Source organism: Streptomyces sp. NPDC088794 (assembly GCF_044750545.1).
Taxonomy (GTDB): Bacteria; Actinomycetota; Actinomycetes; order Streptomycetales; family Streptomycetaceae; genus Streptomyces.
On the sequence record NZ_JBIVKB010000015.1, the window covers coordinates 18,030 to 31,033 of the forward strand.

The 13,004-nt window shown below is 70.5% G+C and carries 10 protein-coding genes and 1 pseudogene; 3 read left to right on the forward strand and 8 right to left on the reverse strand.

The features are described from left to right. Positions 1-360 precede the first annotated feature (360 nt). From ACIP6U_RS34715 to ACIP6U_RS34735, 5 genes and pseudogenes are all read right to left on the reverse strand, one after another. On the reverse strand, positions 361-2,418 hold the full coding sequence (locus tag ACIP6U_RS34715) for an ABC transporter ATP-binding protein (RefSeq protein WP_401726739.1): 2,058 nt from the start codon (positions 2,416-2,418) through the stop codon (positions 361-363). Between the two features lie 115 nt (positions 2,419-2,533). Further along, positions 2,534-2,740: pseudogene (locus tag ACIP6U_RS34720) on the reverse strand (MbtH family protein); the annotation flags it as partial. Positions 2,741-2,979: 239 nt separating this feature from the next. Further along, on the reverse strand, positions 2,980-3,645 hold the full coding sequence (locus ACIP6U_RS34725; RefSeq protein ID WP_401726208.1) for a response regulator: 666 nt from the start codon (positions 3,643-3,645) through the stop codon (positions 2,980-2,982). After that, the gene (locus tag ACIP6U_RS34730) at positions 3,642-4,877 is read right to left on the reverse strand and encodes a histidine kinase (protein WP_401726210.1); all 1,236 of its coding nucleotides are present in this window, start codon (positions 4,875-4,877) and stop codon (positions 3,642-3,644) included. The genes ACIP6U_RS34725 and ACIP6U_RS34730 overlap by 4 nt, the downstream gene beginning before the upstream one ends. A gap of 147 nt (positions 4,878-5,024) precedes the next feature. Beyond that, complete coding sequence (locus ACIP6U_RS34735; protein WP_401726212.1) at positions 5,025-5,726, reverse strand: TetR/AcrR family transcriptional regulator; 702 nt, start codon at positions 5,724-5,726, stop codon at positions 5,025-5,027. Between the two features lie 170 nt (positions 5,727-5,896). Between ACIP6U_RS34735 and ACIP6U_RS34740 the strand changes: the two genes are divergently transcribed. Further along, complete coding sequence (locus tag ACIP6U_RS34740) at positions 5,897-6,370, forward strand: nitroreductase/quinone reductase family protein (RefSeq protein WP_401726214.1); 474 nt, start codon at positions 5,897-5,899, stop codon at positions 6,368-6,370. A 57-nt stretch (positions 6,371-6,427) separates the two neighbouring features. Here ACIP6U_RS34740 and ACIP6U_RS34745 read toward each other — a convergent pair whose 3' ends face one another. Then, the gene (locus ACIP6U_RS34745) at positions 6,428-7,756 is read right to left on the reverse strand and encodes a geranylgeranyl reductase family protein (RefSeq protein WP_401726216.1); all 1,329 of its coding nucleotides are present in this window, start codon (positions 7,754-7,756) and stop codon (positions 6,428-6,430) included. 134 nt (positions 7,757-7,890) lie between these two features. Between ACIP6U_RS34745 and ACIP6U_RS34750 the strand changes: the two genes are divergently transcribed. Then, on the forward strand, positions 7,891-9,246 hold the full coding sequence (locus tag ACIP6U_RS34750) for a dipeptidase (RefSeq protein WP_401726218.1): 1,356 nt from the start codon (positions 7,891-7,893) through the stop codon (positions 9,244-9,246). Positions 9,247-9,277: 31 nt separating this feature from the next. Here ACIP6U_RS34750 and ACIP6U_RS34755 read toward each other — a convergent pair whose 3' ends face one another. Further along, positions 9,278-10,318, reverse strand: a complete 1,041-nt coding sequence (locus tag ACIP6U_RS34755; RefSeq protein ID WP_401726220.1) for an NUDIX domain-containing protein — start codon at positions 10,316-10,318, stop codon at positions 9,278-9,280. 150 nt (positions 10,319-10,468) lie between these two features. Next, positions 10,469-10,681, reverse strand: a complete 213-nt coding sequence (locus tag ACIP6U_RS34760; protein ID WP_401726221.1) for a hypothetical protein — start codon at positions 10,679-10,681, stop codon at positions 10,469-10,471. 251 nt (positions 10,682-10,932) lie between these two features. Between ACIP6U_RS34760 and ACIP6U_RS34765 the strand changes: the two genes are divergently transcribed. Continuing rightward, positions 10,933-12,966: an NPCBM/NEW2 domain-containing protein gene (locus ACIP6U_RS34765; protein WP_401726224.1), complete on the forward strand. Its 2,034-nt coding sequence runs from the start codon at positions 10,933-10,935 to the stop codon at positions 12,964-12,966. Positions 12,967-13,004: the final 38 nt, after the last annotated feature.

Below are 13,004 nucleotides of genomic sequence, written 5' to 3' on the forward strand. Positions count from 1 at the left end.
ACCGGAGAGCCGGGCGGGACAGGCTGTTCATGCCGGTCAGCCTGCCCGGACCGTGGTCACACCCCGGTCACAGCGTCCGCGTGTCGTGTCTGCGTGGTCGTATCCACGTGGTCTGCGCGGTCGTACCCACACAGTCGTCCCTGTGTGGTCCTGTGTGCGTGGCCACGTCCGTGTGTGTGGCCGGCCCGTACGTCGTTCAGCGTACTGCCGGGGCCGGTGCGGTGGGCCGGCTTTTCCTGCCGTGAACGGACCGTAGGGGAAGCAAGGGCCGGGTCACGACACCGTGTCCGGAACGCGACGGGCGCGTTCCGGACACGGTTCCTGCGGGCGGGCGCGGCAGGGTTGCCGGTGCCGCTGGGGTCACCGCTGCGCCGGGGGTGGCCCGCCGAGGATCATCGGGGCCGGGCCGGACCCCGGGGGCGGGAGGGGCGGGAGGGGGTCGCCGCCTCCGCCGCCGAAGGACTGCGGCCCGACCGCCGGCTGCGGGACCGGCTTGGCGTGCCCGTTGGTGCGTCCGTGGCCCGCGAACTGGGTGCGGTAGAGCTCCGCGTAGAGTCCGCCGCGCTCCAGGAGTTCCTCGTGGTTGCCCTGCTCCTGGACCCGGCCCTTGTCGATGACGAGGATCTGGTCGGCGTCGCGGATCGTGGAGAGCCGGTGGGCGATGACCAGGGAGGTCCGGCCGATGAGCGCGGTCTTCAGAGCCCGTTGCAGGGCGGCCTCCGACTCCGAGTCGAGGTGCGCGGTGGCCTCGTCCAGGACGACGACCGGCGGGGCCTTGAGCAGCAGCCTGGCCATCGCCATGCGCTGCTTCTCGCCGCCGGAGAGGCGGTATCCGCGGTCGCCGACGACGGTGTCGAATCCGTCGGGCAGTGCCTGGATCAGTTCCCAGATCTGTGCGGCCCGGCATGCCTCGACGAGCATCGCCTCGGTGGCGTCGGGGCGGGCGTAGAGCAGGTTCTGGCGGATGGTCATGTGGAACAGGTGCGCGTCCTGGGTGACCATGGCGACGGTCTCGTGCAGCGATGCCAGGGTGAGGTCGCGCAGGTCCTGGCCGCCGATGCGGACGGTCCCTTCGACGGGGTCGTACAGGCGCGGTACCAGGTGCGTGATCGTGGTCTTGCCCGCGCCGGAGGGTCCGACCAGCGCGGTGAGCTTGCCGGCGGGCACGGTGAAGCTGAGGTTCCGCAGGGTCCAGGAGTCGTCCACGCGTTCCGGCGAGGGCAGGGCGATCGACTCCAGCGAGGCGAGGGAGACCTCGCGGGCACGGGGATAGCGGAAGGAGACGTCCTCGAACTCGATGTCCGGTGCGGTGCCGACGCCATTGCCGTTGTCGCTGGCGCTGCCGAAGGCGGGCAGTGCCTTGGCTCCCGGCTTCTCGGAGATGAGCGGCTCGAGGTCGAGGACCTCGAACAGCCGGTCGAAGCTGACCAGAGCGGTCATCACGTCGGCCTGGGCGTTGGAGAGTTGGGTGATCGGGGTCATCAGGCGGGTGAGTAGCGTCGCGAGGGCCACGAGGGTGCCGATGTAGAAGGACCCTTCGATGACGAGCTTTCCGCCTACGCCGTAGACCGCTGCCGTGGCCAGTGAGCCCAGGAGCATCATCGACAGGAAGAGCATCTTGCCGTGGACCGCGGTCTGGATGCCGAGGTCACGGCCCCGCCCCGCCTGCTCCGCGTAGAGGCCGGCCTCGGTGGCGGGGCGGCCGTAGAGCTTGGCCAGCAGGGCCCCGGTCACGTTGAACCGCTCGTTCATCAACGAGCCCATCTCGGCGTTGACCTGCATGTGGGCTCGCATGAGGCGCTGCAGCCTGCGCCCGATGATCTTGCCGGGGAGGATGAACAGCGGGACGATCACCAGGCCGATCAGGGTGATCTTCCAGGACAGCAGGAACATCGTCACCAGGACGAACGCCAGGGTCAGTCCGGCGGAGACGACGGTCGACAGCAGGGTGGTCAGGGCTCGTTGGGCTCCGACGACGTCGGTGTTGAGCCGGCTGACCAGGGCGCCGGTCTGGGCCCGGGTGAAGAACGCCAGCGGCTGGCGCTGCACATGGTCGAAGACCTCGGTGCGCAGTTCGTAGATGAGGCCCTCGCTGACCCGGGCCGAGTACCAGGTCTCCGCCCAGCCCACGACCAGTCCGACCACCGCGAGCGCCCCGATCGCGACCGCGAGCCACATCACCAGAGAGGTGTCTCGCTTGGCGATGCCGTCGTCGATGAGGTACTTGAACATCACGGGGGGAGCCACGGTGATGGCGGCGTTCAGGGTCGTGATGACCAGGAGCAGACCGATGCTGAACCGGTACGGCCGAGTGTAGGGCAGAATGCGTTTGGCCGTGCCGGGTTTGACGCGTTGTTTGGCTCCGGACGGGTCCGGCCCCACTCCGCCGAAAGTCACCGGCCCGGAGCCGCCGATCATGGCCACGGGAATCTCCTCTTGTTCCGCGCCGTCAACGGGCGGCTTGAGCGGACTCGACGTCCTGGGTGTTCGCGGTGCTCTGCTTGTCCGCGACGTCCTGCTTGTTCGCGGCGTCCTTGTTCATGGCGTCGATGAGACTTTGGGGACGCAGGTCCGTCCAGTTCTTCTCGACGTAATCGATGCAGTCCTTCCGCGGACTCTCACCGAACACCACCCGCCAGCCGTTCGGCACTTCGGCGAAGGCGGGCCAGAGGGAATGCTGGTTCTCGTCGTTCACCAGCACGAAGAACGATCCGTCCTCATTGTCGAACGGGTTTGCCATGACCACTCCCAATCAATTGGGGCCTGCCTGGACTCGCTCAAGATAGTCGCGGGTCACAGGGCACACAAGGTTGGACAAACCGATGTCGCGCGCCACGATTTGCGGCGCACGCAAAGGGCATTGGGCTCGCAGTCAAAGGGTGCGGGAAATGATTTCCGGAGCACTGTCCAAGTGCCGGACATGGACACTTGGACAGTCCGACAAAGGCTTTCGGCCGGCGCCTGTTTCCGGGAGAATGGTCAGCCGAGCCAGCCCGGGCGCACCAGCCCCGACTCGTAGGCCAGGACGACCAGTTGGGCCCGGTCTCGGGCACCCAGCTTGACCATCGTGCGGCTGACATGGGTCTTCGCGGTGAGAGGGCTGACGACCAGGCGGCGGGCGATCTCCTCGTTGGAGAGGCCGATGCCGACCAGGGCCATCACCTCCCGCTCCCGCTCGGTGAGTTGACCGAGCGCGTCCGCGGTGGCGGGTTCCTTCGAGCGGGCCGCGAACTCGGCGATCAGGCGGCGGGTGACGCCGGGCGACAGGAGCGCGTCGCCCTCGACCACCGCCCGTACCGCGCGCAGGAGTTCCTCCGGCTCGGTGTCCTTCACGAGAAAGCCGGAGGCGCCCGCGCGGATCGCCTCGAAGACGTACTCGTCGAGTTCGAAGGTGGTCAGCATGACCACCTTCACGCCTTCGAGAGTGCCGTCGTCGGTGATGCGGCGGGTCGCCGCCAGTCCGTCGAGCAGCGGCATCCGGATGTCCATCAGGACGACGTCGGGGCGCAGTTCGCGCACCTTCCGCACCGCCTCCTCGCCGTCGGAGGCCTCCCCGGCCACCTCGATGTCCGGCTGCGCGTCGAGCAACGCCCGGAAGCCGGCCCGCACGAGTGACTGGTCGTCGGCGAGCAGTACGCGGATCACTGGTCGTCCTCCTTGGCCTTCACCTTCAACGGCAGTACGGCGAGCACCCGGAAGCCTCCGTCAGGGCGCGGGCCCGCCTCGATCGTGCCACCCAGAGCGCCGGCCCGCTCCCGCATTCCGGCCAGCCCGTTGCCGCTGCCGCCCGCGTCGGCGCCGGTCGCGGGCCCGTCGTCGTCGATCCGCAGCCGTAGCTCCCGCGTGTCGTACGTGAGGTGCACGCGCGCGTGGCGCGAGCCCGAGTGGCGTACGACGTTGGTGAGCGCCTCCTGGATGATGCGGAAGGCGGCCAGGTCCGTGCCGGGGGCGAGGCGGGGCGGTTCGCCCTCGACGTCGACCGTCAGGCCCGCGCTCCCGGCCTGCTCGACCAGTTCGGGCAGGCGGCTGAGGCCCGGCGCCGGTGTGCGCGGCGCGTCCCCGGGCGTGCGGAGCGTGTCGAGCACCTGGCGGACCTCGCCGAGCGCCTCCTTGCTCGCCGCCTTGATGGTGGTCAGCGCGGTGCGCGCCTGCTCGGGGTCGGTGTCGAGCAGGGCAAGTCCCACGCCCGCCTGGACGTTGATGACGGAGATGCTGTGCGCGAGGACGTCGTGCAGTTCCCGGGCCATCCTCAGCCGCTCCTCGTCGGCCCGACGCTTCGCCGCCTGCGCTCGCTCGGCGCGGTCGCGGACCCACTGCTCGCGCCGGGTCCTGGCCAGCTCGGCGACCGCCACGATCGCCACCACCCAGGTGGCGATGACGACCTCCTGGTTCCAGGGCGCCGCCGAGTCTCCGGACGGCGGGAGCCAGCGGTAGAGCCAGTGGGTCATGAGCACGTGCCCCGCCCACAGCATCCCGACCGCGCCCCAGGCGGCCCGCCGATTCCCGGCGACGACAGCGCTGAAGCAGGCCAGGGCGACGGTGAGGAAGACCGGCCCGTACGGGAAGCCGGCGCCCAGGTAGACCATGGCGGCGGCGGACGTGCCGAAGACGACGGCCACGGGATGCCGCTGCCGCCACAGCAGCAGTCCCGACCCGACGATCAGCAGGACGCGCGCGAAGGCGTTGAGTTCGGCCCGCTCGTGCACCTGCTGGTGAGCCGCGTAGTTCGAGCCGGCCAGCACGAAGACGGTGAGCACCAGGGTGGAGCGCCACGGCCAGCGGGCGCCGCGCTCCTCCTCGTTCCAGCGGTTGGGCCACGGCGGCCCGTGCCGCCACCACTGGCGCGGGCCGCCCCCGCGCACACGCTGCTCTTCCATGACCGCCACGCTAGACGTCACCGGGCCGGCCCGGCGTCCGCCGGGCGTGGTGATCACGCGTACTCCCGGGGAAGTACGTCAGCCCCGGCGAAGGGGAAGCACGTCAGCCATCGGCAGCCGAGGTGTCGCCGAGGACCCGGTCCGAGGTCACCGCAGGCCCACGCTCGCGGCGAGCCGGCCCGCCCCGTGCCGGAAGAACGCCTCCCGGTCCTCCACCACCCGGTGGAACTGGCCGAACAGCTCGAACCCGATCAGCCCGAACATCTGCGCCCAGGCCGCGACCAGGGCCGTCGCCACGGCCGGCGGGAGGTCGGGGGCGATGTCGGCGGTCAGCCGCTCGGCCTCGGGGCGCAGTTCCGCGGGCAGCGGGGGCATGGTGACGCCGGGGCCGCGGATGGCGTCGCGGACGATGCCGATCAGGACGAGGCCGACCCGGGAGGCGGGCGGGACGGTGGTGTCGGGGGCGACGTACCCGGGGACCGGCGAACCGTAGATCAGCGCGTACTCGTGCGGATGCGCGAGCGCCCAGCGGCGCACGGCCTCGCACGCCGCGACCCATCGCCGCACGGGAGCGGCCGCCTCGCCGCCCGTCCTGTCCGCCGCGTCGCGCGCCGCCTCCGCCACTTCCCCGACGGAGTCGTACGCGTCGATGATGAGCGCGGTGAGCAGGTCGTCGCGGCTGGGGAAGTAGCGGTAGAGCGCGGACGAGACCATGCCCAGCTCGCGGGCCACGGCGCGCAACGACAGCTTGGCGGCGCCCTCGGCGGCGAGCTGTCTGCGGGCCTCGTCCTTGATGGCCGCGGTGACTTCGATCCTGGCCCGGGCACGGGCGCCGTGTGCGGTGCTCATGAGAGCGAGTGTGCCACGAAACGAGAGCAGTGCACACAAACATGAGCGCCGCACTAAAAAGAGAGCACTGCTCTTGCTTTGGATCGCCGATCTCATGCAGACTGACAACGCAAGCGAGAGCAGTGCTCACAAAAGTGAGCGACGCTCTCTCTCACTGGTTGGAGAGCAGCATGTCCGAGTCCTCGTCCCCGTCCGGGTCAGCGCCGTACTACCTCAAGGGCAGCCCGCTGACCGTCCGCTTCAACAGCGTCCTGGGCTGGATGGCCCGGCACGGCATCAGCCTCATGGGCTCCGCCGAGATGTCGGTGCGCGGTCGCAAGAGCGGCCGGATGCAGCGCATCCCGGTCAACCCGCACACCTACGAGGGCACGCAGTTCATCGTCTCCGCCCGCGGCCACTCCCAGTGGGTGCGCAACATGCGGGTCGCCGGCGGCGGCGAACTCCGCGTCGGACGCAAGGTCCGCACCTTCACCGCACAGGAGCTTCCCGACACCGAGAAGCTCCCGATCCTGCGGACCTACCTGGAGAAGTGGGGCTGGGAGGTCAACCAGTACTTCCAGGGCGTCACCGCGAAGTCCACCGACGAGGAGATCATCGCGGCGGCGCCGGACCACCCCGTCTTCCGCATCACGGTCACGAAGTGACCCCGGTCCTCGGCGGCCCGGCCGGCGTCACGGCCGGCCCATGACCTCACCGCACGGTCAGGAGGAACCGCCCTCGCCGACCGCACCGCTCCCACCGGCTGCACCGGTCCCGCCGGCCGCACCGGCCTCTCCCACCGCCCCCGCCTCCCCGTCCGCGTCGACCGCGCCGCCCTCCACAGGACGCCGGTCGAGCGCGGTCAGGGCGCGCTGGGCCATGGGGTGCGAGCGCATGAGCTCGGCGAGCGAGGTCTTGCCCTGGGTGATCTCCCGGAACGCGTTCCACGCCGGCCGGAAGCCGGTGAGCGCCGCGTGGAACAGGCCGGGCCGGCGCTCGAAGATGGCCAGCATCCGTTTGCCGACGCTCATCTCGACCCCGAGACCCGCCTTGATCGCGAACGCGTAGTTCAGCGCCTGGCGCCGGGCGTCCACCGCGTCGTGCGCCTCGCCGATCCGCACGGCCCACTCCCCCGCGAGCCGCCCCGAGCGCAATGCGAACGAGATGCCCTCGCGCGTCCACGGCTCCAGCAGCCCCGCCGCGTCCCCGCAGACCAGCACCCGTCCGCGCGAGAGCGGCGAGTCGTCGGCCCGGCAGCGCGTCAAATGCCCGGAGGAGATGCTCGGTTCGAACCCGGCGAGACCGAGCCGGGCCACGAAGTCCTCCAAGTACCGCTTGGTGGCCGCGCCTTCACCGCGCGCCGAGATCACGCCGACCGTCAGGGTGTCGCCCTTGGGGAAGACCCAGCCGTAGCTGCCGGGCATCGGGCCCCAGTCGATGAGCACCCGCCCCTTCCAGTCCTCGGCGACGGTCTCCGGCACCGGGATCTCCGCCTCCAGGCCGAGGTCCACCTGGTCGAGCTTCACGCCGACGTGCGCTCCTATGCGGCTGGCGCTGCCGTCCGCGCCGACCACGGCCCGGGCGAGGAGCGTCTCGCCGCCCTGGAGCACCACGGCGACCGTGCGCCGGTCGGGCACGGACGAGCCGTGCTGCTCGACGCGCTGCACGGTGGCGCCCGTGCGCAGCTCGGCGCCCGCCTTCTGCGCGTGCTCGACCAACTGCTGGTCGAACTCGGGCCGGTTGATCAGCCCGAACATCATCTGCCGGGAGCGGCGGGTGCGCGTGAAGCGCCCGTTGTTGGAGAACGTCACCGCGTGCACGCGGTCGCGCAGCGGGAGTTCGAAGCCCGGTGGCAGGGAGTCGCGGGAGGGTCCGATGATGCCCCCGCCGCACGTTTTGTACCGGGGCAGCTCCGCCTTCTCCAGCAACAGCACGCTCCGCCCCGCCACCGCGGCCGCGTACGCGGCGGAGGCCCCCGCGGGCCCCGCACCCACCACGACGACGTCCCACACCCGCTGTCCGTCGTCCGCCGAAGAGTTCTCGCTGCTCACGATGGTCCGTTACTCCCGATCACGCCGCCTGCCGCACCTGTCTCCCGCATCCTACGGCGGGCGTCGCCGCGGACCGCTGTGGGAGGATCACAGCACTTCACCAGTACAACGTCGCACCCACAAGGAGCGTGCCCATGTCGTCGAATCCGGTCGCCGAGACCGTCGCCTCACTCATGCCGAGGGCGCAGGCGGAACTCGCCGAACTGGTGGCGTTCAAATCGGTGGCCGACTTCGAGCAGTTCCCCAGGAGCGAGAGCGAGGGCGCCGCGAACTGGGTCGCCGACGCCCTGCGCGCCGAGGGTTTCCAGGACGTGGCCCTGCTCGACACCCCGGACGGCACACAGTCGGTCTACGGCTTTCTGCCCGGGCCCGAGGGCGCGAAGACGGTCCTGCTCTACGCCCACTACGACGTGCAGCCCCCGCTCGACGAGACCGACTGGACCACTCCCCCCTTCGAGCTGACCGAGCGCGACGGCCGCTGGTACGGCCGCGGCGCGGCCGACTGCAAGGGCGGGGTCATCATGCACCTGCTCGCGCTGCGCGCCCTGAAGGCGGACGGCGGTGTCCCGGTCCACGTCAAGTTCATCGCCGAGGGCTCGGAGGAGCAGGGCACCGGCGGTCTGGAGCGGTACGCCGAAGAGCACCCGGAGCTGCTGACGGCCGACACCATCGTCATCGGCGACGCGGGCAACTTCCGCGTCGGTCTGCCCACGGTCACCTCCACGCTGCGCGGCATGACCCTCCTGCGCCTGCGGATCGACACCCTCGAAGGCAACCTCCACTCCGGCCAGTTCGGCGGCGCCGCCCCCGACGCGCTGAGCGCCCTGATCCGCGTACTGGACTCGCTGCGCGCCGAGGACGGCTCCACGACCGTCGACGGGCTTGCCCCGGCGGCCGGTTGGGAGGGTCTTCAGTACGAGGAGGAGCAGTTCCGGCAGGACGCCAAGGTACTGGACGGTGTGCGGCTGATCGGTTCGGGCACGGTCGCCGACCGGATCTGGGCGCGCCCCGCCGTCACCGTCCTCGGCATCGACTGCCCGCCGGTCGTCGGTGCCACGCCGTCGGTGCAGGCGAGCGCGCGTGCGCTGGTGAGCCTGCGGGTGCCGCCGGGCGTGGACGCCGCCGAGGCGACCAAGCTGCTGGAGGCCCACCTGGAGGCGCACACGCCGTGGGGCGCCCGGGTGCACATCGAACAGACCGGCCAGGGCCAGCCGTTCAGCGCCGACACGACCAGCCCGGCGTACACGGCGATGGCCGAGGCGATGGCGGTCGCCTACCCCGGCCAGGAGATGCAGTACGCCGGCCAGGGCGGCTCCATCCCGCTGTGCAACACCCTCGCCTCGCTCTACCCGAGCGCGGAGATCCTCCTGATCGGCCTGAGCGAGCCGGAGGCGCAGATCCACGCGGTCAACGAGAGCGTGTCTCCGGAGGAGTTGGAGCGTCTGTCGGTGACGGAGGCGCTGTTCCTGCGGAACTACGCGGCGAGCTGACTCCCTTCGGACTGCGGCAGGTCGGCGGACGTCACGGCGTGGGGATGCCGCGCTCCAGATAGAGCGCGGCGCCCCGCTCCCGGGCCCGCAGCGCCCAGCGCAGCCGCTCGTAGCGGACCGGCGGGAGCAGGTCCGCCGCCTCCTCCTCGGTGACGAAGCGCCACTCGCGCAGTTCGGGTCCGGGCAGCAACAGCCGCGCGGCCTCGCTGGAGTCGAGACGGCCGCCGTCGTAGAGGAGCCGCAGTCCGCCGTAACCGGGCGGCGCGGGGGCCTCCCAGTCGACGACGAGCAGATGCGGTACGTCGGTGAGGCGGATGCCGGTCTCCTCGGTGACCTCGCGCATGCCGGCGCGGGCGGGGGCCTCGCCGGGTTCGACGACACCGCCGGGGAACTCCCAGCCGGCCTTGTAGGTGGGGTCGACGAGCAGCACCCGGTCCTGTTCGTCGAAGAGCAGCACCCCGGCGGCAAGCGTCTCGGCGGTGGGCTCGGGCGTCTGCACGATGTCGCAGACCGGCACCTCACCCCGCCCGCAGGCCTCCGCGATCCGTACGGCGCTCTCGTACGGGGTGAGGGCGCCGGTGTCGACGGGGTGGGCGTCGGCGGTGAGCCAGGAGGCGAGGGCGGCGCGGTACGGCTCGATGTGGTCGTAGGCCCACTGCCGTTGCCGCAGTTCGCCGTCGGGGAGGTCGGGTGGGACCTCCCGGCGGGCTATTCGCTCCCGCAGGATCGTTTCCGCCGGAGCCAGCAGGACGTGCTGGACGGCGATGCGGCGCGCGGCCAGACCGCCGAAGATCTCGTCGCGGTACTCCTGGCGCAGGAGGGTCATCGGGACCACGAGGGTGCCGCCGAGTTCGGCGAGCATCGCGGCCGCCGTGTCGATCACGAGGCGTCGCCAGATCGGCAGGTCCTGGAAGTCGCCGACCTCGGCGAGGTGCTTGGGCGGCAGCAGATGCGTCATCGCCGCGCCGATGACCTCGGGGTCGAAGAGCGTGCTGTTCGGGATCAGGTCGATCAGTTCCCGTGCGGTGGCGGTCTTCCCGGCACCGAACGCTCCGTTGATCCAGACGATCACGGACAGTTCCCCCTCTTCTATTGGCCCCCTGAGGCTTGCCCGTTTCACCCTGCCACGGAAACCAGCCCCAGTTGAGGGCGCACGAAGAGGGGCGCCGATGCCCACCGCAACGGCGGGGACACCGGCGCCCTGTCGGGACGGAGAGTGACGTCAGCCGTTCTGCCCCAGGGTCTTGCCGGCGTCGGCGAAGCTGTCCTTGCTGATGGTGTCGGTGACCGCGCCGAGGGTGTCGTCGACGCTCAGGCCGCCCAGTGCCTGTTGGTCACCGAGTACCTGGTGGTCGCCTCCGTGGGTCGGGCTGATCGCGGCGACGACGAACCCGGTGGCGAGGGAGGCGATGGCGAGCATGCTGCGCTTCTTCATGCCCGGTTCAACTGCGCGGACCGGGCAGGGGTCACGCACCGGGATCACGCACCCGCCGTTGCCTGGTGACCGCCAGTTCACAGAAAACCCCGAGAACCTCCGATGTTCTACGCGCTCCCGGTCTGGACCATCACCTGAACTACCGTTACCGCACCTCTTCCAACACAGTCGGACAGGTCCTACCGTAAACGCGCATGGATGACACGAACGCGATGTCATCCCATCTTTCGTGCGTTCGGAGGACTGCAACGATGCATCACCTCGACACCCGCACCACCCGCCGAAGACTGGTCGGAACACTCACGGCGGGCCTCCTGTGCGCGGCCGGACTCGCCGCGCCGGCCATGGCCGCACCCACCGCCGAGCCCCCCGCCCAGCCCGCCGCGCCGGCCCTCGCCGACGGTCTCGCCCTCACCCCGCCGATGGGCTTCAACAACTGGAACTCCACGAACTGCCGCCCGGAGTTCAACGAGGCCATGGTGGAGGGAATCGCCGACCTCTTCGTCGCGAAGGGTCTCAAGGACGCCGGCTACCAGTACATCAACCTCGACGACTGCTGGGCGCTGCCGAGCAGGGACGCGAACGGCAAGCTCGTACCGGATCCGGTGCGGTTCCCCCACGGGATCAAGGCCGTTGCCGACTATGTCCACTCCAAGGGCCTCAAGCTCGGGATCTACACCAGCGCGGGCACGAAGACGTGCAACGACGCGGGATTCCCCGGTGCGCTCGGCCATGAGTACAGCGACGCCCAGCAGTTCGCCGACTGGGGCGTGGACTACCTCAAGTACGACAACTGCAACAACCAGGGCGTGGACGCCAAGTTGCGCTACAACACCATGCGCGACGCGCTGAAGGCGACCGGCCGGCCCATCGTCTACAGCCTCTGCGAGTGGGGCGAGAACAAGCCCTGGGAGTGGGCGGCGGACGTCGGCCATCTGTGGCGCACGACCGGTGACATCAGCGACAACTGGGGCTCGATGGTGTCGATCCTCAAGCAGAACCTGCCGCTCGCGCAGTACGCGGGACCGGGGCACTGGAACGACCCGGACATGCTGGAGGTCGGCAACGGCGGCATGACCGACACCGAGTACCGCTCGCACTTCTCCATGTGGTCGATCATGGCGGCCCCGCTGCTCATCGGCTCCGACCTGCGCAAGGCGACCCAGGCGACCTTCGACATCCTCGACAACAAGGAGGTCGTCGCGGTCGACCAGGACCCGCTGGGCAAGCAGGGCACGGTCGTCTCCTCCGAGGGCGGACGCTGGGTCGTCAGCAAGCAGATGAAGGACGGCAGCCGCGCGGTCGCGCTCTTCAACGAGTCGGGCAGCGCCCAGCGCATCGCCACGACCGCCACCGCCGTCGGCCTGCCCCGCGCCCACGCCTACACGCAGCGCGACCTGTGGCAGCACAAGAGCTTCAACACCGCGGGCACCATCGCGGCGACCGTCCCGGCGCACGGCACGGTCCTGCTGCGGATCTCCGCCGACCGCAAGTGGGCCACCAACCCGCCGGCCGTCGAACTCGGCCTGAACGGCAGCCCGTTGGTCGAGGCCGGCAAGAAGGTGTCCCTGACCTCCACGGTCACCGACCTCGGCCGCACGTCGGCCGAGCACGTCTCGGTGGCACTGACCGGACCCAAGGGCTGGCAGATCGAGGCGACTTCGTCGACCAAGGCCAAGGAACTCCGGACGGGCCGCTCGCTGCGCACCAAGTGGTCGCTCACCGCGCCGAAGGGGACGCCGACAGGGTCGTACGACCTGAAACTGAAGGCGAGTTACCGCTCACCGACCGGCAAACGCGTCGACAGCGTCCTGCCGCTGACCACGACCGTGGTCGTGGCGCCGCCCGCGGGTGTCTCCGGGCTCGGGGATCTGCCGTGGCTGTCGGCCACCAGCGGCTGGGGACCGGCGGAGCGCAACACCAGCAACGGCGAGAGCGACGCGGGTGACGGGAATCCGATCACCATCGGCGGTGTCGTGTACGCCAAGGGCCTTGGTGTGCACGCCGACAGCGACGTCGAGTTCTACACCGGCAAGGCGTGCGAGAAGGTCACCGCGGACGTCGGCGTCGACGACGAGAAGGGCGCCAACGGCTCCGTCGCCTTCGAGATCTGGGCCGACGGCACCAAGGTCGCCTCGACCGGCACGCTCACCAACGCGATGCCGGCCCAGTCGATCACCGCGGACGTGACCGGCGCCGAGGTGATCCACCTGGTCGTCACCAACGGCGGGGACGGGTACGACTCGGACCACGCTGACTGGGCGGGGGCGCAGCTGAGCTGCTGAGCCCGCTCGGGACTCAGCAGCTCAGGGGAACGTTCCTG